Raw genomic sequence first — 21,426 nt, forward strand, 5'->3', positions numbered from 1 at the left:
CTCATTTCGCCGCCTTGAACGAGGCCGTGCCGAGCTTTTCAACCACCGCGCGCACGTGGTCGCCCGGGTTCAGGGGCACCGCCGCCGTGGCGGCCCCGGCCAGCACGATCCAGCCGTCGCGCAGTTCCACGCCGCGGCCCCCCGCCAGGCGGACCGCCGCGTCGAAGGCCCGGCGCGGGTCGCCGAGGATGGCGGCCGTCGAACCCGTCTGGACGACGCGGCCGTTCACCTCCAGCAGCACGCCGAGGTTGCCGAGCCCTTCGGGCACCGGCCGCCAGGGGCCGACGACGAAGCCGGACGCCGAGGTGTTGTCGGCGATCACGTCGGGCAGCGAGAAGTCGAAGCCCTCGAAGCGCGAGTCGATCACCTCCAGCGCCGGGGCGACGGCCTCGACGGCCGAGTGGGTGACCAGGAACGCGACCTCCGGTTCCGCCCGCGCGTGGATCTGCCGCGTGAGGTCGAGCACGCCGCCGTCGGCGATCCGCATGCCGTCGGTCAGGTGGCCCCAGATGACCTCGTCCACGCCGACCTGGGCCATCTTGGCGCGGCTGGTCAGGCCCATCTTCACGCCGGCCAGGCGCTCGCCCCGGGCCAGCCGCCGTTCGACGAGCGCCCGCTGCACGTCGTAGGCCGCCGGCGGGTCGAGACCGGCCGCCGCCGCGAGGCGCGGGATGGCCGTGGCCGTCAGCGCCGCCCGGTCGAGGCGGTCGGCGAGTTCGCTGATCATGGGGTCCCTCCGAGGTCGAGCGCCACGTCGACGATCATGTCCTCCTGGCCGCCGACCATCCGGCGGCGGCCCAGTTCGACCAGGATGGCCCGCACGTCGACGCCGTAGCGGCCGGCGGCGCGTTCGGCGTGCCGCAGGAAGCTGGAGTAGACGCCGGCGTAGCCGAGCGAGAGCGTCTCCCGGTCGACCCGCACGGGCCGGTCCTGCAGCGGCCTGACCAGGTCGTCGGCGGCGTCCATCAGCGCGAACACGTCGCAGCCGTGCGGCCAGCCGTGCAGGTCGGCGACGGCGGCGAACACCTCCAGCGGGGCGTTGCCCGCCCCCGCGCCCATGCCCGCGAGCGAGGCGTCGACCCGGGTGGTGCCGTGCTCGACGGCGACGACGCTGTTGGCGACGCCGAGCGACAGGTTGTGGTGGGCGTGGATGCCGATCTCGGTGCCCTCGTCGAGCACCTGCCGGTAGGCGTCGACCCGGTCGGCGACGTCGCGCATGAGCAGCCGGCCGCCCGAGTCGGTGACGTAGACGCAGTGCGCGCCGTACGACTCCATGAGCTTGGCCTGCCCGGCCAGGGTGGCCGGGTCGGCCATGTGGGACATCATCAGGAACCCGGCCACGTCCATGCCGTTGTCCCTGGCCCAGGCGATGTGCTGGGCTGCGATGTCGGCCTCGGTGCAGTGCGTCGCGACGCGCACGCTGGTGACGCCGAGGTCGCGGGCGGCCTTCAGGTCGGCGATGGTGCCGATGCCGGGCAGCAGCAGCGTGGTGAGCCGGGCCCTGGTCATGACGGAGGCGGCGGCCTCGATCCACTCGGCGTCGGTGGCCGCGCCGTGGCCGTAGTTGACGCTGGAGCCCGCCAGCCCGTCGCCGTGGGCGACCTCGATCGCGTCCACGCCCGCCGCGTCGAGCGCGGCGGCGATCTCGGCGACCTGGGCGGGGGTGTAGCGGTGGGCGACGGCGTGCATGCCGTCGCGCAGGGTCACGTCCTGGACGTAGAGGCGGTTCACCGGGTCACCATCCGTTCGGCCGTGCGCAGCGCGGCGGAGGTCATGATGTCCAGGTTCCCGGCGTATTCGGGCAGGTAGTGGCCCGCGCCGGAGACCTCCAGGAAGACCGACACCTGCAGACCCGTGGGCACCGGGTCGAACTGCACCTCCTGCTTGAGGCGGTAGCCGGGCACGTACTCCCGCACCGAGGCGACCATGTCGGCGACCGAGCGGGCGATCTCCGCGCGGTCGCCGTCGGCGCACAGGCAGTAGACGGTGTCGCGCATGAGCAGCGGGGGTTCCGCCGGGTTCAGCACGATGATCGCCTTGCCGCGTTCGGCGCCGCCGACCACCTCGATCGCCCGGGACGTCGTCTCGGTGAACTCGTCGATGTTGGCGCGGGTGCCCGGCCCGGCCGACCGGGAGGCGATCGAGGCGACGATCTCCCCGTACACGACCGGGGCGACCCTGCCCACGGCGGCCACGATCGGCACGGTGGCCTGGCCGCCGCAGGTGACCATGTTGACGTTGCGCTCGCCGAGGTGCTCGTCGAGGTTGACCGGCGGCACCACGTAGGGGCCGACGGCGGCCGGGGTGAGGTCGACGACGATCTTGCCGTGTGCGCGCAGCACCTCGTCGTTGTGCCGGTGGGCCCCGGCCGAGGTGGCGTCGAAGACCACGTCGACGCCGGCGAACTCCGGCAGCGCGACCAGGCCCTCGACGCCCTTGTCGGTGGTGGCCACGCCCAGGCGCCGCGCGCGTGCCAGGCCGTCGGAGGCCGGATCGATTCCGGCCATCGCGACCATGCGCAGGCTCTTCGATAGGCGCAGCACCTTGATCATCAGATCGGTGCCGATGTTGCCCGACCCGATCACCGCCACTCCGGCGCTCATGCCGCCCCTCCGAAACAGGTCCTGACCGAGCCGAGGCCCGAGATGCGCGCCTCGTAGGCCGCGCCCGGCGTCACCGGCACCATCGGCCCGAGCGCGCCCGAGAGCACCACGTCGCCGGCCCGCAGCGGGCGGCCCGCCGTCGCGAGCGTCCCGGCGAGCCAGGCCACGGCGTGCGCGGGGTTGCCCAGGCAGGCCGCGCCCGCGCCGACCGAGACCGGCTCGCCGTCGTGTTCGAGCACCGCGCCGCAGAGCCGCAGGTCCACGTCGGCGATCCGCCGGGGGCTGACGCCGAGCACGAACAGGCCGCTGGAGGCGTTGTCGGCGATGGTGTCGACGATGGAGATGTCCCAGTTCGCCACCCTGCTGCCGACGATCTCGATGGCCGGCAGCAGGTGGTCGGTGGCGCGGACGACGTCCACGACCGTCACCTGCTCGTGCGGCAGGTCGGCGCCGAGGACGAACGCGATCTCCGCCTCGACGCGCGGCTGGAGCACCCGGCCGGGGGCGACCTCCGCGCCGTCGGGCACCGCCATGTCGGCGAACAGCACCCCGAAGTCGGGCTGGAAGACCCCGAGGGCCTTCTGGACGACGGGATTGGTCAGCCCGATCTTCGCGCCGACCGGCCGCCGCCCCTCGGCGGTCCACCGCTCGACCTGCGCCCGCTGCACGGCGTAGGCGGTGGCGACGTCCCCTTCGGGCAGCAGGCCGCCGCGCAGGGGCGGGCACGGCGTGCCGGTGTCGTAGGCGTCGCGCAGGACCTGCGCCGCCCGCTGGATGTCGGTCATGTGAGGTCCACGCAGACGTTGGTGAGCTCCGAATAGAAGGCGAGTGAGTGTACGCCGCCCTCCCGGCCGACCCCCGACGCCTTGACCCCGCCGAACGGGGTGCGCAGGTCGCGCAGGAACCAGGTGTTGACCCAGACGATCCCGGCGTCGAGGCGGGCGCCGGCCCGGTGGGCGCGGCCGACGTCACGGGTCCAGACGGTCGCGGCCAGGCCGTAGGCGCTGTCGTTGGCCAGCGCGAACGCCTCGTCCTCGTCGTCGAACGGGGCGACGTGGCAGACCGGGCCGAAAATCTCCTCCCGGTTGGTGCGGGCGTCCGGCCCGAGGCCGGTGAGCACGGTCGGCCGCACGTACGCGCCGCCGTCGCGCGCGTCGCCGAAGACCGGCACGTCGCCGCCGGCCAGCACGGTCGCGCCCTCGGCGCGGGCCAGGTCGTAGTAGCCGAGCACCTTGTCGCGGTGCCCCCGGGAGATCAGCGGCATCGTGCCGGTCGCCGGGTCGGACGGCCACCCGAAACCCTGCTCGGCGGCCCGCCGGGCGAGCCGTTCGGTGAACTCCTCGAAGACGGGCCGCTGCACGTAGAGCCGTTCGGTGCACAGGCAGACCTGGCCGCCGTTGGTGAAGCTGGAGCGCACCGAGCCCTCGACGGCGGCGTCGAGGTCGGCGTCGGCGAAGACCAGCCCGGCGTTCTTGCCGCCCAGTTCGAACGACACCGCCTTCACCCCGTCGGCCGCGGCCCGCATGATCGTGCTGCCGGTGGCCGACTCCCCGGTGAAGGTGATCGCGTCGACCCCGGGGTGCGTGGTGAGGAACTCGCCCGCCGAATCGGGGCCGAAGCCGTGGACGAGGTTGAACACCCCGTCGGGCACGCCGACCTCGGCCATCACCTCGGCCAGCAGCGTGGCCGAGGCGGGCGTCTCCTCCGACGGCTTGACGACCACCGCGTTCCCGCAGGCCAGCGCGGGCGCGACCTTCCAGGTCAGCAGGAGCAGCGGCAGGTTCCACGGCACGATGACCGCCACCACGCCGACCGGCTTGCGCACCGCGTAGTTGATCGCCCGGCCGCCGGTGACGAACGACTCGGTGGGGGCCGTCGCGGCGATCTCGGCGAAGGCCCGGAAGTTGGCCGCGCCGCGCGGGATGTCCAGCGTCCGGGCCTGGGAGATCGGCTTGCCGGTGTCGGCGACCTCGGCCGTGACCAGGTCGTCGAAGCGCCGGTCGAGCTCGTCGGCGACGGCGTTCAGCAGCGCGGCGCGCTCGCGCACGTCCATGCGCCCCCACGGGCCGCGCATCGCCCGGCGGGCCGCCCGCACGGCCGCGTCGACGGTGTCGCGACCGGCTTCGGCGACCTCGAAGACCGTCTCCCCGGTGACCGGGCTGACCTTGGCGAACGGCTTCCCGTCCGGGACGAACCGGCCGTCGACGAAGTTGCGCAGCAGCCCCGGTTCGCCGGCGGGGCGGCCGGACATCAGGTCCGGCGTCCACAGGGTCATGCGTTCCGCCTCCCTCTCAGGATCGCGCCGCCGATGAGCAGCGCCCCGGCCCCGACGGCCGCGCCGAGCACCCGGTGCTGACGGCGGACCCGCCGCCACACCTGGGCGTAGGGGACGGTCGAGAAGGAGACCAGCTCGTAGCGGGAGACGTAACGGCCGGGCAGGGCCCGCTCCAGCGCGTGCTCCACCTTCTTCTGGAGCTGGAAGACGGGGGAGGCGACCTTGTCGCGCATCTCGACGAAGTTGGCCAGGGCCATCCGGGCGATGGCCTCGGTGTTGTCCCTGCGCCGCTCCTCGTAGAGGGGCAGCGCGCGGGCCCAGTCGCCGCCGGTCTCCTCCAGGCAGCGGTCGAGTTCGACGACGTCCTCGAAGGCGCAGTTGGCGCCCTGGCCGTAGAAGGGCACGATCGCGTGGGCGGCGTCGCCGATCAGGGCGGCGGCGCCGCCGATGTGCCAGGGGGTGCAGCGCACCGTGCCGAGCGGGCCGACGGGGTTGTGGCGGTAGTCCTCGACGAGGGTGGGGGCCAGCTCGATCAGGTCGGGGTAGTGCTCGGCGAAGTGGCGTTCGATCGCCGCCGGGCTGCCGATCGAGGCGAAGCTCGCGGTGCCGCTGGTGGGCCAGAACAGGGTGCAGGTGAACGACCGGTCGGGGTTGGGCAGCGCGATCATCATGGAGGTGCCGCGCGGCCAGATGTGCAGGGCGTCCGGGGCCAGCGCGAACTCGCCGTTCCGGGGCGGGATGCGCAGCTCCTTGTAGCCGTAGTCGAGGAAGTCGAGGCTCTCGGTCAGCCCGGCGTGCGCGAGCAGCTGGGCCCGCACCGCCGACCCCGCGCCGTCGGCCCCGAGCACCACGGCCGCCTTCGTGTGGACGACGCCGCCGGGGGTCTCGTACGTCATCTCGCCCGTGCGCGGGTCGAGGCCGGTCAGCCGGTGGTCGAAGGCGATGCGCACGCCCGGCTGGCCGGCCGCCGCGGTGAGCAGGGCGTTGTTGAGGGCCGAGCGGCTGATCGAGTTGATCGCGCGCTGCCCGTCGTGGCTGTAGGGCTGGAAGTCGAGCTCGCCCCGCACCGGGTGGATGACCCGGCCGCGCATCGGCAGCGCGTCGGCCATGACCTGCTTGTCGAGGCCGACGCGGCGCAGCGCGTCGAGGCCGCGCTCCGACAGGGCGAGGTTGATCGACCGGCCCCGCTCGACCGCGCCGGTCCTGGGGTCGGGACGCCGTTCGTACAGGGCGACCCGCAGGCCGCGCCGGGCCAGGAAACAGGCGAGCAGGCAGCCGGCCAGGCCGGCGCCGACCACCGCGATCTCGTCCGGGTCGCTCATCGGGCCTCCTCGATGACGTGGGCGAGGGCGTCGGCCAGCCGCCAGCAGTCGTGGTAGGTGCAGTACAGGGGGACCGGCGCGGCCCGGACGATGTCGGGCTCCCGGGCGTCGGTGATCACGCCGAACTCGAAACGCAGCCGTTTGGCCAGCTCGTGGGCGCTGCCGCCGCCGATCCGCAGGGAGAGCTGGCTGCCCCTCCGATCGGGGTCGCGCGGGGTGACCACGGTGATCGGGAGCTCGTCGAGCAGCGATTCCAGGTAGCCGGTGAGGCGACGGCTCCGGGCCCGGAGCGCGGTCATGCCGACGCGGTCGAAGATCTCCAGGGAGGTGCGGACCGGGCCCATGGCGTAGATCGGCGGGTTGGAGATCTGCCAGGCGTCGGCCGTCGCCGGGGGACGGGAGACCGGCGCCATCTCGAAGCGGGTGGCCGCTTCGGTGCTCCACCAGCCCTCGAACCGCCGCACGGCCGGGTCGCCGAGGTGCCGCTCGTGCACGAACACGCCGCCGAGCGCGCCCGGCCCCGCGTTCAGGTACTTGTACGAGCACCACGCGGCGAAGTCGGGCCCCCATTCGTGCAGCTCCAGCGGGACGTTCCCGGCGGCGTGCGCCAGATCCCAGCCGACCAGCGCGCCCGCCTCGTGGCCCGCGCGGGTGATCGCCGGGATGTCCATGAGCTCGCCGGTGAGGTAGTTGACCCCGCCGAGCAGCACCAGGGCGACCTCGTGGCCCTCGCGGGCGAGGTAGCCGAGCACGTCGGCGGGGTCGAGCCGGACCACCGTCGCGTCGGGGTCCAGATCGTGGAAGCGGGCCTGGCTGCGGACCGCGTAACCGTCGGACGGGAAGGCGGTGTCCTCGATGACGATCTTCGTCCGGGCGCCGGCGGGCCGGTAGAAGGACACCATCAGCAGGTGCAGGTTGACCGTCAGCGAGTTCATCACCACGGTCTCCTGCGGCAGCGCGCCGACCAGCCGGGCCGCCGTGCCGGTGAGGAGCTCGTGGTAGGGCAACCACGGGCGGGCCGCGTCGAGATGGCCCTCGACGCCGAGCCGGGCCCAGGCGTCCAGGTCGTCGAGCAGGTCGCCCCGGGTCGCCCGGGGCTGCAGGCCCAGGGAGTTGCCGGCCAGGTAGGCGGCCTCGGCGTAGCGGCCGCCGTCGGCCGGGGGGACGTGGAAGAGGTCGCGGTGGCCCGGGTCGGCCAGGTCGCGTTCGAGGGCGTCGGCCTCGGTGAACATCGTCGTACTCCGCTCAGACGAGGGTCCTGGCGGACCAGAGTTCGGGGAAGACCACGCGGGCCATGCTGCGGCGCAGCCAGTTGGCCCCGGCCGAGCCGCCGCTGCCGGCCTTCTCGCCCATGGTCCGCTGCACCGCCTTGAGGTGCTGCCAGCGCCAGTCGCCGAAGCCGTCGGCGAGGCCGGTGAGCGCCTCACCGAGCGACCAGAGGTGGTTGCCGGGGGTGTTCTCCCGGTAGATCTCGACCCAGGCGGCCTCGACGGCCGGATGGCCCTCGTGCTCGACGGTCACGTCACGGTCGAGCAGGTCACCGGGGATGTCGAAGCCCTGCCGGGCCAGCGCCGCGATCACGTCGTCCCACAGGCTGGGGTTGCGCAGGGTCTCCTGGAGGGCGGCGTACACCTCGGGCTGGCGGTGGAAGGGCCGCAACAACGACGCGCTGCGCAGGCCGAGGAGGAACTCCAGGTGCCGGTACATGGCCGACTGGAAGCCCGACGCCTCGCCCAGCTGGTCGCGGAAGCGGTTGAAGTCGGCCGGGGTCATCCAGTCGAGCCCGCGCCAGGCGGCGTTCAGGCCCTCGATGTCGAGGGTGGCCCGCTTCAGCGGGGCCAGCGCGCCCCAGACGTCGTCGTCGCGCAGCAGCCGCTGGGCCTCACGCAGTTCGAAGCAGGTCAGGCCGAAATAGAGCTCCATGATCTGGCTGACCATGAGGAAGGACATCTCGCCGGGGTCCTTGCTGATGGTCTGCTGGAGCGAGTGCAGGGTGTCGGCGTGCACGTACACGTCGTAGGGCAGGCCGTCGGCGAACTCCAGGGTGGGGTTCCCGCCGTTGGCGGCGGCCCTGGCCGCGCGGGTGCTGTTCGTGCTCTCCACAAGACCTCATGCTCCACCAAACGGTCATATACCGAGAAGAAGCACTTAACGGTACGATGCGCCCCTGGCCTGTTGTTTCACGGCCAAACCGCTCAACCGCTTAAAGAACCGAAGGTCGCCATGGACGATATGGATTGGGCGCTGCTGCGCGAGTTGCAGGTCGACGCGCGGTTGTCCTTCAGCGAGTTGTCCCGCCGGGTCCACCTGTCGCCGCCCGCCGTGGCCGAACGGGTGCGGCGGCTGGAGGAGACCGGCGTCATCTCCGGCTACCACGCCCGGGTCGACCTGGCCCGGACCGGCTGGCCGGTGATGGCGATCATCCGGATGTCCTGCTACGGCCCCCGCTGCATGTTGCGCGACCCGTCGGTGGCCGAGTGGCCCGAGGTGCTGGAGATCCACCGCATCACCGGCGACGCCTGCTGCATCCTCAAGGTCGCCGCCGAGACGATGGACGCCTTCGAGCACGTCATCGACCGGCTCGCGCCCTACGGCCAGCCGTCGAGCACGATGGTGTTGTCGACCCCGCTCGCGTGGCACTCGGTCACGCCGCCCCGAACCTCTCCCGCCTGAGAGCGGGCAGCACCGCCGAGCCCAGCAGTTCCACCCCGCGCCGGTCGCTCAGCCCGTGGGGGGTGCCGAACTCGACCCGGCGCACCCCCGCGTCGATCAGCGCCTGGGCCTGCGCGGCGACCTGGTCGGGGGTGCCCGCGAACGCGAACAGGTCGAGCAGGTCGCCGGGGATGAGCCGGCCCGCCTCCGCGTGCCGCTCGGCGTCGACCAGCTCCTTCACCCGGGCCACCAGGTCGGCCGGGATCTCCAGGGTGGGGTCGAGCTCGGCCACGACCGCCAGGTACATGGCCACCTCCGCCCGCGCCCGGGCCCGCGCCGCCGCGCCGTCGGAGTCGACGACGGTGACCGCGCCGAGCACGATCCCGACGTCCTCGGCCGCGCGTCCGGCGGCCTCCGCGCCCGGCCGCAGCCGCTCGCGGATCACCTTCACCATCGCCGGGTTGGCGCTGCCGCCCACCTTGATCTCGTCGGCGATGCGCCCGGCCAGCGCCGCGCCCTTCGCGCCCCACGCGCCGAGCAGCAGCGGCGGGTCGGGGCGGTGCACCGGGTAGCGCAGCGTGGTGCCCGGGGCCAGCCGGAACACCCGGCCCTCGTAACCGGCGGCGTCGCCGCGCAGCAGCCGGTAGACGACCTGCGCCGACTCCTCCAGGGTGGTCAGCGGGCGCGACTGCTCGATGCCGACCGCGCCCAGCCAGGTGCCTCGCGCCAGGCCGAGGTAGGCCCGGCCCTTCGAGGCCAGGTCGAGCGCGGCGATCTGGCCGGCGATCTCGTAGGGGGCCAGGGAGTAGGGGTTGAGGCAGGCCACGCCCAGGCGCACCCGCTCGGTGGCCGCCGCCATCTCCAGCAGCGGGAAGATCGGCGGCTGGAACATCAGGTCGCCGAAGACGGTCAGCACGTCGAAGCCGTGCTCCTCGGCGCTGCGCGCCAGTTCGGCGTAGTCGCCCGCGCCCTTGTCGCTCTGCAGGCCGAGCCCGATCTCCACCCTGTCCATGAGCGGGTCCATGAGCGGGCTCACGTCAGGTCGGCCGAGTTCATCCGCCGCCGGCAGGTGCGCGAGACCTGCATGACCAGGCGTTCCTCCGGGTCGGGGCAGGCGAACTGGGTGTCCTGGGCCAGCCAGTCGCCCGCCGCCAGGTCGCGCTGCTTGGCCGCGAGGAAGGGCAACACGGAGGCCAGGGCGTACACGCAGAAGTGCTGGCCGTCGGGCAGCCTCAGGTGGGCGCTGTTGGTCAGGTCGAAGTGGTCGCCGACGTTCATGCCGCAGACCGACCGGCCCTCGATGCGTTCGACGGTGACCCGGAGGTCGTAGAGCTCCATGTCGGGTTCGCTCATGGTGTCGGGGGGTTTATGGCCAAAACGATCTCCGTATTGGTCGCAGAGTCATTCAGGTAGCGGTGGGGGCGGTTGGAGTCGAGCGTCAGGCTCTCGCCGGCGGCGACGGTGTAGACCGACCGCTCGACCTGGACGGTCAGCATGCCGGAGACCACGTACACGCACTCCAGGGACGGGTGGCTCCACAACTCGTCGCTGGAGACCTCGCCGGGGGCCAGCACGGCGTGCAGCACTTCGAGCTGCCCGTTGCCGGGGGTCAGCCGCTCGTAGCGGATCTGGCCGTTGGGCGCGCCGAGGGTGGAGCGCTCACCGGGCCGGCTGATCCACACCGCGGGCGCGGCCGGGTCCTCGAACAACGAGGCGATGGACGCGCCGAACACCCCCGCCAGGCGGCGCAGGGTCGACAGGCTGGGCTCGGTGACGCCCCGCTCGATCTGACTGAGCAACGTGGGGGAGACGCCGGCCTGCTCGGCCAGGGCCCGCAGGCTCATCCCCCGTTCGGTGCGCAGCTCGTGCAAGCGATCTCCGATCACCCGCGCCGTCCTTCCTACCATCGCAGTGTCACGTGCAGGTTAACTACACGCGTGGGCAGCACCGTAAGGGTGCCGATGTTCGCCGTCAACAGACAGTCGTGAGCAGGTGATCAGCGGTGACGGGTCTTGACGTGGTCCCTGCCCACGGCCTAGCGTGCCCGGTCAACGTGCAGTAAGGCTGCACGAGAGTCATGACATCGCCCCATATGTCTGAGCGGGCCCCCGTAGCCCGGCCTTGGAGTCCCTCATGAAGATCCGCCGGTCTGCCGGTGCGCTCACCGCCGCAGTGGCGCTGAGCCTGCTCACCGCCTGCGGCGGCGGCAACGCCGCCGGCCCGTCCTCGCCCGGCGGGCAGGGCGGCAAGACGCTCGTCATCGACACCGCGTTCCAGCTCAAGACCACCGACCCGGCCCGCATGTACGAGCCGTCGGGGCTGCTGATCGACCAGACGATCTACGACACGCTGCTCACCTTCAAGGGCAGCGACGTGACCAAGCCGGTCCCGGCGCTCGCCGAGTCGTTCACCGCCTCCGACGACGCCAAGACCTTCACGTTCAAGCTGCGCACGGACGCGAAGTTCTCCGACGGCACCCCGGTCACCTCGGCCGACGTCGCCTTCTCGCTCAACCGCGTGAAGAACGTCAAGGGCAACCCGTCGTTCCTGATGGCGGGCCTCACGGTCACCGCGCCCGACGCGACCACCGTCGTGATCGCCAGCGAGGAGCCGAACACCGCCATCCCGTTCATCCTGCCCAACCCCGCGCTGGGGATCGTCAACTCGGCGGTGGCCAAGAAGAACGGCGCCACGGACGCCGAGGACGCCGACAAGACCGACACCGCCGAGGCGTTCTTCAACAAGCAGTCGCAGGGCAGCGGCCCGTACGTCCTGGAGAGCTACAGCACCACCTCGCAGGTCGTGCTGAAGCTGAACGAGAACTACTGGGGCCCCAAGCCCGTGTACTCCCGGGTCGTCGTGCGCAACACGCAGGCCAACGTGCAGCGGCTCAACGTGCAGAAGGGCGAGTCGCAGATCGCGGTGGACCTGTCGCCCGAGCAGGCCAAGAACATGGGCGACCTCCAGGTCGTCAACGGCGCCTCGCCGAACGTGTTCTTCCTGTTCGCCAACGACAACCCGGAGATCTCCAAGATCTCCTCGAACCCGAAGTTCCAGGAGGCCGTGCGCTACGGCGTCGACTACCAGGGACTCGTCGACCTGGCCGGTGAGGGAGCCGTGCAGGCGCCCGGCATCGTCCCGTCGCTCTTCCTCGGCGCGCTCCCGGCCGCCGACGGGATCAAGCGCGACGTCGCCAAGGCCAAGGCCGCGCTGGCCGAGTCGGGCCTGCAGAACCCGACCGTCAAGCTGAACTACCCGAGCGACGTGCAGGTCAACGGGCTCAACTTCGGCGACCTCGCCGCCCGCGTGCAGGCCAACCTCAAGGAGGTCGGCATCAACGTGGAGCTGGCCCCGGCGTCGGTGCAGACCGCGCTGGAGTCCTACCGCGGCGGCACCGAGGAAATGGGCCTGTGGCAGTGGGGCCCGGACTTCCCCGACCCCAGCAACTACCTCAACTTCCTGCCGGGCCAGACCGTGGGCCTGCGCGCCGGATGGGCCGAGGGCGCCGCCCCCGACCTGGAGGAGCTCGGCGGCAAGGCCCGCACCACCGTCGACGACGCCGCCCGCTCGGCGCTGTACGTCGACATCCAGCACAAGATGAACGAGGCCGGCCCGATCATGCCGCTGATCCAGCCGGCCCAGATCCTGGTCGGCGCCAAGTCGGTGCAGAACCTCCAGTCCAACGCCCTCTGGCTGGTCAACGTCCGTGAGCTCGGCTAAGCCGAAAAGCGGTACCCCCGGGGCGGGCCGGCGTCCGGCCCGCCCCGGCGGGGTGCTGCTGCGGTTCCTCGTCCGGCGGCTGGCGGCCGCCCTGCTGCTGTGCGTCGGCATCACACTCGTGGCCTTCACCCTGACCCAGCTGGTCCCGGGCGATCCCGCCGCCGCCAACCTGGGGCAGTCGGCGGTCGACGACCCGGCCGCGGTGGCCGCGTTCCGCGCCAAGTACGGGCTGGACCAGCCCGTCCCGGTGCAGTACCTGACGTACATCGGCAACGTGTTCCAGGGGAACCTGGGCGTCTCGCAGCAGAGCCACCGCCCGGTGGCGGAGGACCTGGCCGAGTTCGTGCCCGCCACCATCGAGCTCGCGCTGTTCGCGATCGTGCTGTCGCTGGTGGTCGGCGTCGCCCTCGGCGTCGTGGCGGCCGTCAACCGCGACCGCTGGCCCGACCAGCTGCTCCGGGTGGTCAGCCTGGGCGGGGTGTCCATGCCCACCTTCTGGGTCGCGCTCGTCGCCTTCTACCTGCTGTCGTTCAAGTTCGACCTGCTCCCGGGCACCGGACGGCTCGATCCGGTGCTGAGCCCGCCGCCGTACACGACCGGCTTCTACTCCGTGGACGCGGCCCTCGCCGGACAGTGGGACGTCATGTGGTCGGCGCTCGGCCACCTGGTGCTGCCCTCGCTCGTGCTGGCCGTCTACACGGTCGGCATGCTGATGCGCTTCAGCCGGGCGTCGGTGCTGGAGATCCTCGGCAACGACTACGTGCGCGCGGCCCGGGCCAAGGGCCTGCCCGAACGGGTGGTCATCGTGCGCCACGTGCTGCGCCCCGCGATGGTCGCGATCATCACCGTGGCCGGCGTCGCCTTCGGCAGCCTGCTGTCGGGCGCGGTGCTGGTGGAGAAGATCTTCTCCTGGCCCGGCGTCGGCCAGTACGCCTACCGCAGCGCCGTCAACCTCGACCTGCCCGGCATCATGGGCGTCAGCATCGTCGTCGCCGGCGTGTACATCCTCATCAACCTGCTCGTCGACCTGCTGTACGGGGTCATCGACCCGAGGATCAGGCTCACATGACGACTGGATCCCGCACCCCGTGGCGGCAACCCCTGGCCCTGGTCGGCGCGGCCTTCGTCGTGTTGTGGGTGCTCGTGGCGGTGCTCGCCCCCGTGCTGGCGCCGTACGGCCCCCTCGACCAGATCGCCGACAAGCTGCTCGAACCCTCGGCGCAGCACCTGTTCGGCACCGACCAGCTCGGCCGCGACGTGCTCAGCCGCGTGATCTACGGCGCGCAGGTGTCGCTGCCGCTGGCGTTCCTGCTGGTGGCGCTGTCGGCGGTCATCGGGTCGGTCGTCGGCGCGGTCGCCGGGTTCTTCGGCGGCTGGGTCGACGGCACCCTGATGCGGCTGGCCGACCTGGTGTTCGCCTTCCCCGGCATCATCCTGGCCATGGCGGTCGCCGCCGCGCTCGGCCCCGAACTGCGCAACGCCGTGCTCGCGGTCGTGGTGGTGTCGTGGCCGTCGTACGCGCGGCTGGTGCGCGGTCTGGTCATGTCGGCCAGGAACGCCGAGTACGTCGCCGCCGGGCGGCTGCTCGGCTCCTCGTCCGTCCGCACGATGATCGTGGACCTGCGGCCGAACGTCGCCGGTCCGGTGCTGGTCATGGCGGCGCTCGACGTCGGCAACGCGGTGCTGCTGCTGTCGGGCCTGTCGTTCCTGGGCCTCGGCGCGCAGCCGCCCATGGCCGAGTGGGGCTCCATGGTCGTGTCGGGAATGGACTACTTCGACCTGTGGTGGTTGTGGCTGTATCCGGGCCTGTCCATCCTCACCGTCGTGCTCGCCTTCAACTTCGTCGGAGACACGCTGCGGGACGCCCTCGATCCGCGCACCGCGCGTGCGATCAGGGGGTGACCGTGGGAACGCTACTCGAGGTCGAGGACCTCACCGTGTGGCTCGCCACCAGGAACGGCCCCCGCAAGGCCGTCGACGGCCTGTCGTTCCGGGTCGACTCCGGCGAGGTGTTCGGCATCGCGGGGGAGAGCGGCAGCGGCAAGACGATGACCGCGATGGCGCTGCTCGGCCTGCTGCCGCACGCCGCCAAGACCAGCGGCCGGGCCGTCTTCGAGGGCCGCGACCTGCTGGCCATGAAGCCGCGCGCGCTGCGCGACGTGCGCGGGCGCAACATCGCGATGGTGTCGCAGGACCCGTCCACGAGCCTGCACCCGATGCTCAGCATCGAGACCCAGGTGACCGAGCACATGCGCCACCACCTGGGGATCGGCAGGTCGGAGGCGCGCGGGCGGGCCGTCGAGCTGCTGTCGACGGTGCGCATCCCCGATCCGGAGCGGGCGCTGAGGGCGCACCCGGCGCAGTTCTCCGGCGGCATGCGCCAGCGCATCGCCATCGCGGTGGCGCTGGCCTGCGAGCCCCGGCTGCTGCTGGCCGACGAGCCGACGACCGCGCTCGACGTCACCGTGCAGGCGGGCATCCTGCGGCTGCTCGACCGGCTGCGGCGCGAGCGCGACCTGGCCGTCGTGGTGATCACCCACGACCTGGGCGTGATGTCGGCCGTGGCCGACCGCATCTGCGTCATGTACGGCGGCCGCACCGCCGAGGTCGGCCCGCGCGAGACCGTGCTGACGCGTCCCCGGCACCCCTACACCCGGGGCCTGCTCGACGCGCTGCCGCACCCGGAGGGCGGCGCGGCCACGCTGCGGCCGATCCCGGGCAGCCCGCCGTCGCTCGGCGCGGTGCCCGGCGGGTGCCCGTTCCACCCGCGCTGCGCGTTCGCCGTCGGCTCCTGCCAGGAGGAACGCCCCGAGCCGGTGCTCATCGGAACCGATCACCGGGTGGCCTGCCCGCCCGACCCGCTGGGAGGCGCCGCGTGAGCGCGCTGCTGGAGGCGACCGGGGTCGCCGTCGAATACCACCGGACGGGCGCGCCGCCGCTGCGCGCCGTCGACCACGCCGACCTGACCCTCGCCCGGGGCGAGATCCTCGGGCTGGTCGGCGAGTCGGGCTGCGGCAAGTCGACCCTGGGCCGCGCGATCGTCGGGCTCCAGGGCACCACGTCCGGGGAGATCCGTTTCGACGGCCGCCCGGTCGCGCCGCTGGGGCTGCGCCGCCGCCCGGCCGCCCTGCGCGGGCTGCAGATGGTCTTCCAGGATCCGTACGCCTCCCTCAACCCCCGCCGCCTGGTGGGCGACCAGGTCGGCGACGGGTTTCTGCTCGGCGGCACGTCCAAGGCGGAGGCCCGCCGCCGGGCCGGGGAACTGCTCGAACGCGTCGGCCTCCCCGCCGACGCGGTGAAGCGGTACCCGCACGAGTTCAGCGGCGGCCAGCGCCAGCGCATCGCCATCGCCCGCACCCTGGCGGCCGGGCCGAGCTGCATCATCGCCGACGAGCCGATCAGCGCGCTCGACGCCTCGGCGCAGGCGTCGGTGGCGAACCTGCTGGTGGAGCTGGTCCGCGAGCTCGACATGGGCCTGGTGTTCATCTCGCACGACCTGTCGGTGGTGCGGCAGATCGCCGACCGCACGGCGGTCATGTACCTGGGGCGGGTCGTCGAGGTCGGGCCGACCCGGCAGGTGTGGTCGGAGCCCGCCCACCCGTACACCAAGGCGCTCATCTCGGCGGTGCCCCGGGCCGACGGCGGGGGTGTGCTGCCGGTCGAGCTGCCGGGAGACGTGCCCGACCCGTCGCGGCCGCCCGGCGGGTGCCGGTTCCATCCGCGTTGCCCGGTGGCGCTGGCGTCGTGCGCGCACGACGACCCGCCGCTGGCGATCCTGCGCGACGGCCGGTCGGCCGCCTGCGTCCTGGCGAAGTGACCAATGGAAGGACATGACGTGCTCGCGGAGCTGACCGAGCGGTTCTGGGCCTGGCGGCTGGCCACCACGCCGCGGACCCGCGACGACATCCCCCGGGTGGTCCGGCCCGCCGGGTGGCGGCCGGAGTGGGACGCCCTCACGGTCGAGGAGGACCGGCGTTTCCTGGCCGGGATCGAGGACGACCTGGCGGCCGTCGCGCCGTCGGACGACCCGGCGGTGGAGGTCCCGCGCCGGCTGCTCGCCTCGGCGACCGCGCGGGTGCGGTGGGAGCTCGACGTCGTGCGGAGCTGGCGGCGCGACCCCTGGTTCTACCTCGACCAGACCGTCGGCCACGTCTACGACGCGCTGCTGCCGCCCGGCCCCTTCGACGCGGCCCGCAGCGCCGACCTGGTCGAGCGGCTGCGCTGGATCCCCGGCACCCTCGACACCGCCCGGGACAACCTCGACGGCGCCGCGACCCGCGAGTTCGCCGAACTCGCCCTGGCCGACAGCCGCGAGGTGGACGACCAGCTCCGGACCGCCGTCGGGCTGCTGCTGCCGCACCTCGACCCGGCCGCCCGCGACGCCGCCGCGAAGGCGGCCGACGCGGCGGCGGAGGCGCTCGCCGAGTGGCGGGCCTGGCTGACCGGGCGGCTGCCGGGCTTGGCCCCGCACCGGCCCGTCGGCGCGGAGGCGTTCGGCTTCTTCCTGCACCGGGTCGCCCTGCTGCCCTGGTCGACCGCCGAGATCCTCGCCCTGGCCGCCCAGGAGCGCGACCGGGCCGAGGCGTTCGAGCTGTTCGAGCGGGCCAGGTCGGGCCCGCCCGAGTGGCCGCCGCCCCCGGAGAGCGCCGAAGCCCAGAGCGCGGCCGAACGGGCCGCCGAGCTGGAGGTGCGCGCCTTCTACGAGGAGCGCGGCCTGCTGTCGCAACCCCCGGAGCTGCGGCACTACCGGAACCTGCCCCGGCCCGACTACCTGGAGCCGCTGCGCTGGCTGGGCGTCAGCGACGACCTCACCGACGAGCACCGGCTCGACCAGGACGGCGTCAGCTACGTCCCGGCGCCGGGCCCCGACCTGCCCTACTTCTACCGGGCCAACGCGGCCGACCCCCGCGCCGGGATCATCCACGAGGGCGTGCACTACCAGCAGCTCGCGCTGACCTGGCGGCACCCCGATCCGGCCCACCGCCGGTTCTACGACTCCGTGCCCAACGAGGGCATCGCCTTCTACAACGAGGAGATGATGCTCCAGGCCGGCCTCTTCGAGGACGCGCCGCTCAGCCGGGCCATCGTCTACAACTTCATGCGGCTGCGCGCGATCCGGGTCGAGGTCGACGTGCGCCTGGCGCTCGGCGAGATCGACATCGACGGCGCGGCCCGCATGCTGCATGAACTCGTGCCGGTCGACCTGGAGACCGCCCGCGAGGAGGCCGCCTTCTTCGCGGCGACGCCGGGCCAGGGGTTGTCGTACCAGGTCGGGAAGGCACAGGTGACCCGCCTGCTGGCCGACGCCGCCCGCCGCGACCGCGACGGCTTCGACCTGCGCGCCTTCCACGACGCGCTCTGGGCCGACGGCAACGTCCCGCTGGCCGTGCGGCGCCTGGACCTGCTGGGCGACGCGGGCGAACTGGAGAAGGCCGACGCGCTGGCCGGTGACATGCGCGCCTTCGCGGCCGAGCTGCTGGACGCCATCACCTCCGGCGACGTCGCCCGCCTCGACCGCCTGTACGCCGACGACATCCGCGTCTGGCACAACTACGACGGCGTCGACCGGGACAAGGTCGAGAGCCTCGACGCGATCCGCCTCATCGACGCCGGCATCGAGGGTTTCCACGCCACCGACGTGCGCGTCGACCCGGTGCCGGGCGGCTACGTGCAGCGCTGCGTCTACCGGGGCCGCGACCGCGAAGGGGGCACCGAGATGGCCGTCGACGCGATGATGCGCGTCGAGGTGCGCGGCGGCCGGGTCACCCGGATCGAGGAGTACACCGACCCGGCGCAGGGCGCGGTCCCGTCGCTCACCCGGATCAAGGACGGCTCGGGCTGGGAGGAGCAGGCCGGCTACTCCCGCGCCGCCCGCGAGGGCGACCTCATCGCGGTGAGCGGCACCACGGCCGACGGCCCGGACGCCTACGCCCAGACCCTCGACGCCCTGCGGCGGGGGATCGCGGCGGTGGAGGCGCTGGGCGGTTCACGGGAGACCGTGTTCCGCACCCGGCTGCTGCTCACCCCCGAGGCCGACTGGGAGCAGGCCGCGCGGGCCCACGCCGAGGTGCTCGGCGACGTGGCCCCCGCCAACAGCACCTACGTCGTCAACGCCCTCATCGGCGCGGGTTTCCTGGTCGAGGTCGAGATCGACGCGAAGGCGGTCCGGGCATGACGTTCTCGCTGCGGGTCAACAACGACCTCGACCTGCCGACCCTGGTCGACCTGGCGCGGCGGGCCGAGAAGCACGGCTTCGACCAGCTGTGGGTCTCCAACGACCTGTTCCTGCGCTCGGCCCCGGTGCTGCTCGGCGTGCTGGCCGCCAAGACCGAGCGCATCAAGCTCGGCGTCGGCATCATGAACCCCTACTCCGTGCACGTCTCGGAGATCGCGATGATGGCCGCCACCATGCGCGAGGCCACCGGCGGCCGGTTCCTGCTCGGGGTGGCCGCCGGGTCGGCCGAGTTCCTCGGCTGGGCCGGGATCGAGCGCCCGCGTCCGCTGTCGCGCACCGCCGAGGCGGTCACCGTGCTGCGCGCCCTGCTCGGCGCGGAGGAGGTCAGGGGCGAGCTGCCCGCGTGGTTCGGCCCGCTGTCGGAGCTGCGCCTGCCGCCGGGCGACCCGGTGCCCGTGTACGTCGGCGCGATGAGCCCCAAGATGCTCCAGATGGCCGGGCGGCTCGCCGACGGCGTGCTGCCGCTGCTCTATCCGCCCGAACACTTCACCACCGCGCGGTCCGAGGTCGCGAAGGGCGCCGAGGAGGCCGGGCGCTCCGTCGACGACCTGGACATCCCGGCCTGCTTCTGGGTCTCCACCGGGGACGACGACGAACAGGCCCGGCTCGCCATGGCCGCCAAGATCGCCTATTACGGGCCGTCGTTCGCGCCGTACCTGCTCAGCCGGGCCGGGCTGGCGGTCGACGACTTCGCCCCGATCACGGCCGTGCTGGAGCGTGAGGGCCTGGACGCCGCCGCGCGGCTGGTCGACGACCGCATGTTGTCGCTCGGCATCACCGGCGGCACGGCCGACGTGGTCGAACGCTGCCGGGCGCTGCGCGCGGCGGGCGCCACCCACCTGTCGTTCGGGCCCCCGCTCGGCCCCGACCTGCGGGAGGCCGTCGAGAAGCTCGGCAGCGAGGTGCTGCCCGAGTTGTCGGAAAGGAACAGCCCTTCATGAACTCGACCGTGCTGACCGGCTGCACGGTGGTCGACGCCCGCGTGCTCGACGGCGTCGCCCCCCTGCGCGACGCGGGGGTCTGGGTGCGCGGCGACCGCATCGCCGCCGTCGGCCCCGCCGCCGACGTCCTGGCCGAGGCCGGGCGGGACCACCCGCGCGTCGACCTCGGCGGCGCGTTCGTGACGCCCGGCCTGGTCAACATGCACACCCACCTGTCCCTGTCGCTGCCCGGCCAGGGCGGCGACGCGGTCAAGGGCCTGAGCCCCCACGACCTGGCCTTCTACATGGCCGACGGCGCCCGCCGCACCCTCATGTGCGGGGTCACCACCGTCCGCTGCGTCGCCGAGAAGGACCACGCCGACTTCGCGCTGCGCCGCGCCATCACCGCGGGCCGCGCGACCGGCCCGCGCCTCTTCACGGCCGGACGGGCGCTGGTCTCCACCGGAGGCCACGGCCACGAGGGCACGGACACCCTGGAGTGCGACGGCCCCGACGGCTTCCGCCGGGGGGTGCGCAGCCAGGTCAAGGCCGGGGCCGACCTGATCAAGGTGATGATCTCCGGCGGCATCGCGGGCGAGCACGAGGACATCGACACCCGCCAGCTCTTCGCCGACGAACTGGCCGCCGTCATCGAGACCGCGCACGCCTGGGGCCGCAAGGTCACCGCCCACGCGGGCCCCGCCCCGGTGATCGCCGAGGCCGTGGAACTCGGCCTCGACTGCGTCGAGCACGGCTACCAGCTCACCCCCGAGGTGGTCGCCGCGATGGCCGCCAGGGGCACCGCTCTGGTGCCGACCCTGCTGGTCACCCGCTGCAAGGCGTTCTTCGACGAACTCGGCGTGCCCGAGTGGATGCAGCGGCGTTCGCTCGGCGCGGGCCCCCGCCACCTGGAGAGCTACGCGATGGCGCTGGCGGCGGGCGTGGACGTGCTGCTCGGCAGCGACATGCCCCCCTTCTGGGACTTCGAGGGCACCAACGCCACCGTCCGCGAGCTGGAGCACATGTCGGACGCCGGCCTCGGCCCCGCCCGCGCCCTCCACGCCGGCACCCTCGGCCCGATCCGCTGGCTCGGCGCCGAGGCCGATCTCGGCACCGTCGAGCCCGGCAGGTACGCCGACCTCGTCGCCATGGACGCCGACCCGCTGGAGTCGGCCTCGGCGTTCCGCGGCGTGCGCTGGGTGATGTCCGGCGGCGAGATCGTCCGCGACGACCGCACCGGACGGGCCGCCCGGTGACCGGCTTCGACGCCGCCACCCGCGGCACCGCCGCCGCCGACGTCGCGGCCGCCATCGACGACATGTACGACGCCTTCCTGGCGGGCGACCGCACCCGCTTCGACAGCCACCTCCACCCCGACGTGACCACCTGGGAGAGCCACCTGCCCGGCCCGCTGCGCACCCGCGCCGAACTCGACGCCTACCGCGCCGAGCGGGACGCCGCCGGAGCACGCCCGTCGCTCGACTCGCTGAGCGCCAGGGAGATGCGCGTGGACGTGTGGGGCGACACCGCCGTGGCCCGGTACGTGCTCGTCGCGGTCGCGCCGGGCGGCCCGCCGGAGCACACCCGGGTCACCGACGTGCTGCGCCGCTCGGCGACGGGCTGGGCCATCGTGCACCACCACGCGGAGCTCGTCCGCGACGATCCGTACGTGATCATGTCGTGACCTGGGATTGTGAGA

General features: G+C 73.1%; 21 protein-coding genes. 10 read left to right on the plus strand and 11 right to left on the minus strand.

Annotated features, from left to right (window positions below):
- Position 1: 1 nt before the first annotated feature.
- Genes AW271_RS21750 through AW271_RS21785 form a run of 8 tightly spaced genes read right to left on the minus strand, consistent with a single transcriptional unit; the run spans position 2 to position 8,303 of the window.
- On the minus strand, positions 2 to 727 hold the full coding sequence (locus AW271_RS21750) for a 2-keto-4-pentenoate hydratase (RefSeq protein ID WP_062339246.1): 726 nt from the start codon (positions 725 to 727) through the stop codon (positions 2 to 4).
- On the minus strand, positions 724 to 1,731 hold the full coding sequence (gene dmpG, locus AW271_RS21755; protein ID WP_062339247.1) for a 4-hydroxy-2-oxovalerate aldolase: 1,008 nt from the start codon (positions 1,729 to 1,731) through the stop codon (positions 724 to 726). The genes AW271_RS21750 and dmpG overlap by 4 nt, the downstream gene beginning before the upstream one ends.
- Positions 1,728 to 2,603 carry an acetaldehyde dehydrogenase (acetylating) gene (locus tag AW271_RS21760; RefSeq protein WP_062339248.1) on the minus strand — a complete coding sequence of 292 codons (876 nt, stop codon included), beginning with the start codon at positions 2,601 to 2,603 and terminating at the stop codon, positions 1,728 to 1,730. The genes dmpG and AW271_RS21760 overlap by 4 nt, the downstream gene beginning before the upstream one ends.
- The gene (locus tag AW271_RS21765) at positions 2,600 to 3,388 is read right to left on the minus strand and encodes a 2-keto-4-pentenoate hydratase (RefSeq protein ID WP_062339249.1); all 789 of its coding nucleotides are present in this window, start codon (positions 3,386 to 3,388) and stop codon (positions 2,600 to 2,602) included. Before AW271_RS21765 ends, AW271_RS21760 begins: the two co-directional genes overlap by 4 nt.
- Positions 3,385 to 4,878 (minus strand): 2-hydroxymuconic semialdehyde dehydrogenase, encoded by a 1,494-nt coding sequence (locus AW271_RS21770; protein ID WP_245653151.1) that lies wholly within the window; start codon positions 4,876 to 4,878, stop codon positions 3,385 to 3,387. Before AW271_RS21770 ends, AW271_RS21765 begins: the two co-directional genes overlap by 4 nt.
- Positions 4,875 to 6,200, minus strand: coding sequence for an FAD-dependent oxidoreductase (locus tag AW271_RS21775; RefSeq protein ID WP_062339250.1), 1,326 nt, complete (start codon positions 6,198 to 6,200; stop codon positions 4,875 to 4,877). The genes AW271_RS21770 and AW271_RS21775 overlap by 4 nt, the downstream gene beginning before the upstream one ends.
- The gene (kynU, locus tag AW271_RS21780; RefSeq protein WP_062339251.1) at positions 6,197 to 7,432 is read right to left on the minus strand and encodes a kynureninase; all 1,236 of its coding nucleotides are present in this window, start codon (positions 7,430 to 7,432) and stop codon (positions 6,197 to 6,199) included. The genes AW271_RS21775 and kynU overlap by 4 nt, the downstream gene beginning before the upstream one ends.
- Before the next feature lie 13 nt (positions 7,433 to 7,445).
- A complete protein-coding gene (locus AW271_RS21785) occupies positions 7,446 to 8,303 on the minus strand; it encodes a tryptophan 2,3-dioxygenase (protein ID WP_062339252.1) in 858 nt (285 codons plus the stop codon).
- Positions 8,304 to 8,423: 120 nt separating this feature from the next.
- Between AW271_RS21785 and AW271_RS21790 the strand changes: the two genes are divergently transcribed.
- Positions 8,424 to 8,873, plus strand: a complete 450-nt coding sequence (locus tag AW271_RS21790; protein WP_062339253.1) for an Lrp/AsnC family transcriptional regulator — start codon at positions 8,424 to 8,426, stop codon at positions 8,871 to 8,873.
- On the opposite strand, the gene AW271_RS21795 is transcribed toward AW271_RS21790, so the two are convergent.
- The 3 genes from AW271_RS21795 to AW271_RS21805 are packed head-to-tail and all read right to left on the minus strand — an operon-like array spanning position 8,845 to position 10,738.
- Positions 8,845 to 9,864 (minus strand): LLM class flavin-dependent oxidoreductase, encoded by a 1,020-nt coding sequence (locus AW271_RS21795; RefSeq protein ID WP_062339475.1) that lies wholly within the window; start codon positions 9,862 to 9,864, stop codon positions 8,845 to 8,847. The two genes, AW271_RS21790 and AW271_RS21795, sit on opposite strands and share 29 nt — an antisense overlap.
- Positions 9,865 to 9,884: 20 nt before the next feature.
- Entirely contained in the window at positions 9,885 to 10,205 is a 321-nt protein-coding gene (locus AW271_RS21800) for a TIGR04076 family protein (RefSeq protein ID WP_062339254.1), read from the minus strand.
- Positions 10,202 to 10,738: a helix-turn-helix domain-containing protein gene (locus AW271_RS21805; protein ID WP_062339255.1), complete on the minus strand. Its 537-nt coding sequence runs from the start codon at positions 10,736 to 10,738 to the stop codon at positions 10,202 to 10,204. Before AW271_RS21805 ends, AW271_RS21800 begins: the two co-directional genes overlap by 4 nt.
- A gap of 247 nt (positions 10,739 to 10,985) precedes the next feature.
- On the opposite strand from AW271_RS21805, the gene AW271_RS21810 reads away from it, so the two are divergent.
- From AW271_RS21810 to AW271_RS21855, 9 genes are read left to right on the plus strand one after another with little or no spacing between them, the layout of a single operon-like run.
- Entirely contained in the window at positions 10,986 to 12,572 is a 1,587-nt protein-coding gene (locus tag AW271_RS21810) for an ABC transporter substrate-binding protein (RefSeq protein WP_062339256.1), read from the plus strand.
- Positions 12,559 to 13,641 (plus strand): ABC transporter permease, encoded by a 1,083-nt coding sequence (locus tag AW271_RS21815; protein WP_083977016.1) that lies wholly within the window; start codon positions 12,559 to 12,561, stop codon positions 13,639 to 13,641. The genes AW271_RS21810 and AW271_RS21815 overlap by 14 nt, the downstream gene beginning before the upstream one ends.
- Positions 13,638 to 14,474 carry an ABC transporter permease gene (locus AW271_RS21820; protein WP_062339258.1) on the plus strand — a complete coding sequence of 279 codons (837 nt, stop codon included), beginning with the start codon at positions 13,638 to 13,640 and terminating at the stop codon, positions 14,472 to 14,474. The genes AW271_RS21815 and AW271_RS21820 overlap by 4 nt, the downstream gene beginning before the upstream one ends.
- Positions 14,475 to 14,476: 2 nt before the next feature.
- Positions 14,477 to 15,451, plus strand: coding sequence for an ABC transporter ATP-binding protein (locus tag AW271_RS21825; RefSeq protein ID WP_062339477.1), 975 nt, complete (start codon positions 14,477 to 14,479; stop codon positions 15,449 to 15,451).
- Complete coding sequence (locus AW271_RS21830) at positions 15,448 to 16,389, plus strand: ABC transporter ATP-binding protein (protein ID WP_062339259.1); 942 nt, start codon at positions 15,448 to 15,450, stop codon at positions 16,387 to 16,389. The genes AW271_RS21825 and AW271_RS21830 overlap by 4 nt, the downstream gene beginning before the upstream one ends.
- An 18-nt stretch (positions 16,390 to 16,407) precedes the next feature.
- On the plus strand, positions 16,408 to 18,747 hold the full coding sequence (locus AW271_RS38680; RefSeq protein ID WP_218008120.1) for a DUF885 family protein: 2,340 nt from the start codon (positions 16,408 to 16,410) through the stop codon (positions 18,745 to 18,747).
- Positions 18,744 to 19,748, plus strand: a complete 1,005-nt coding sequence (locus AW271_RS21845; protein WP_062339260.1) for an LLM class flavin-dependent oxidoreductase — start codon at positions 18,744 to 18,746, stop codon at positions 19,746 to 19,748. The genes AW271_RS38680 and AW271_RS21845 overlap by 4 nt, the downstream gene beginning before the upstream one ends.
- Positions 19,745 to 20,983, plus strand: a complete 1,239-nt coding sequence (locus AW271_RS21850; RefSeq protein WP_062339261.1) for an amidohydrolase family protein — start codon at positions 19,745 to 19,747, stop codon at positions 20,981 to 20,983. The genes AW271_RS21845 and AW271_RS21850 overlap by 4 nt, the downstream gene beginning before the upstream one ends.
- The gene (locus AW271_RS21855) at positions 20,980 to 21,411 is read left to right on the plus strand and encodes a nuclear transport factor 2 family protein (protein ID WP_218008121.1); all 432 of its coding nucleotides are present in this window, start codon (positions 20,980 to 20,982) and stop codon (positions 21,409 to 21,411) included. Before AW271_RS21850 ends, AW271_RS21855 begins: the two co-directional genes overlap by 4 nt.
- The last annotated feature ends 15 nt before the right edge of the window (positions 21,412 to 21,426 follow it).

The sequence above is a fragment of the Herbidospora sakaeratensis genome (genome assembly GCF_001570525.1).
Lineage (GTDB): Bacteria > Actinomycetota > Actinomycetes > Streptosporangiales > Streptosporangiaceae > Herbidospora > Herbidospora sakaeratensis.

Coding starts and splice junctions, on each gene's coding strand:
- kynU (WP_062339251.1), bottom strand. CDS start 7,432: ATGTTCACCGAGGCCGACGCCCTCGAACGCGACCTGGCCGACCCGGGC.
- AW271_RS21850 (WP_062339261.1), top strand. CDS start 19,745: ATGAACTCGACCGTGCTGACCGGCTGCACGGTGGTCGACGCCCGCGTG.
- AW271_RS21810 (WP_062339256.1), top strand. CDS start 10,986: ATGAAGATCCGCCGGTCTGCCGGTGCGCTCACCGCCGCAGTGGCGCTG.
- AW271_RS21775 (WP_062339250.1), bottom strand. CDS start 6,200: ATGAGCGACCCGGACGAGATCGCGGTGGTCGGCGCCGGCCTGGCCGGC.
- AW271_RS21795 (WP_062339475.1), bottom strand. CDS start 9,864: ATGGACAGGGTGGAGATCGGGCTCGGCCTGCAGAGCGACAAGGGCGCG.
- AW271_RS21750 (WP_062339246.1), bottom strand. CDS start 727: ATGATCAGCGAACTCGCCGACCGCCTCGACCGGGCGGCGCTGACGGCC.
- AW271_RS21760 (WP_062339248.1), bottom strand. CDS start 2,603: ATGAGCGCCGGAGTGGCGGTGATCGGGTCGGGCAACATCGGCACCGAT.
- AW271_RS21765 (WP_062339249.1), bottom strand. CDS start 3,388: ATGACCGACATCCAGCGGGCGGCGCAGGTCCTGCGCGACGCCTACGAC.
- AW271_RS21820 (WP_062339258.1), top strand. CDS start 13,638: ATGACGACTGGATCCCGCACCCCGTGGCGGCAACCCCTGGCCCTGGTC.
- AW271_RS21770 (WP_245653151.1), bottom strand. CDS start 4,878: ATGACCCTGTGGACGCCGGACCTGATGTCCGGCCGCCCCGCCGGCGAA.
- AW271_RS21845 (WP_062339260.1), top strand. CDS start 18,744: ATGACGTTCTCGCTGCGGGTCAACAACGACCTCGACCTGCCGACCCTG.
- AW271_RS21800 (WP_062339254.1), bottom strand. CDS start 10,205: ATGAGCGAACCCGACATGGAGCTCTACGACCTCCGGGTCACCGTCGAA.
- AW271_RS21790 (WP_062339253.1), top strand. CDS start 8,424: ATGGACGATATGGATTGGGCGCTGCTGCGCGAGTTGCAGGTCGACGCG.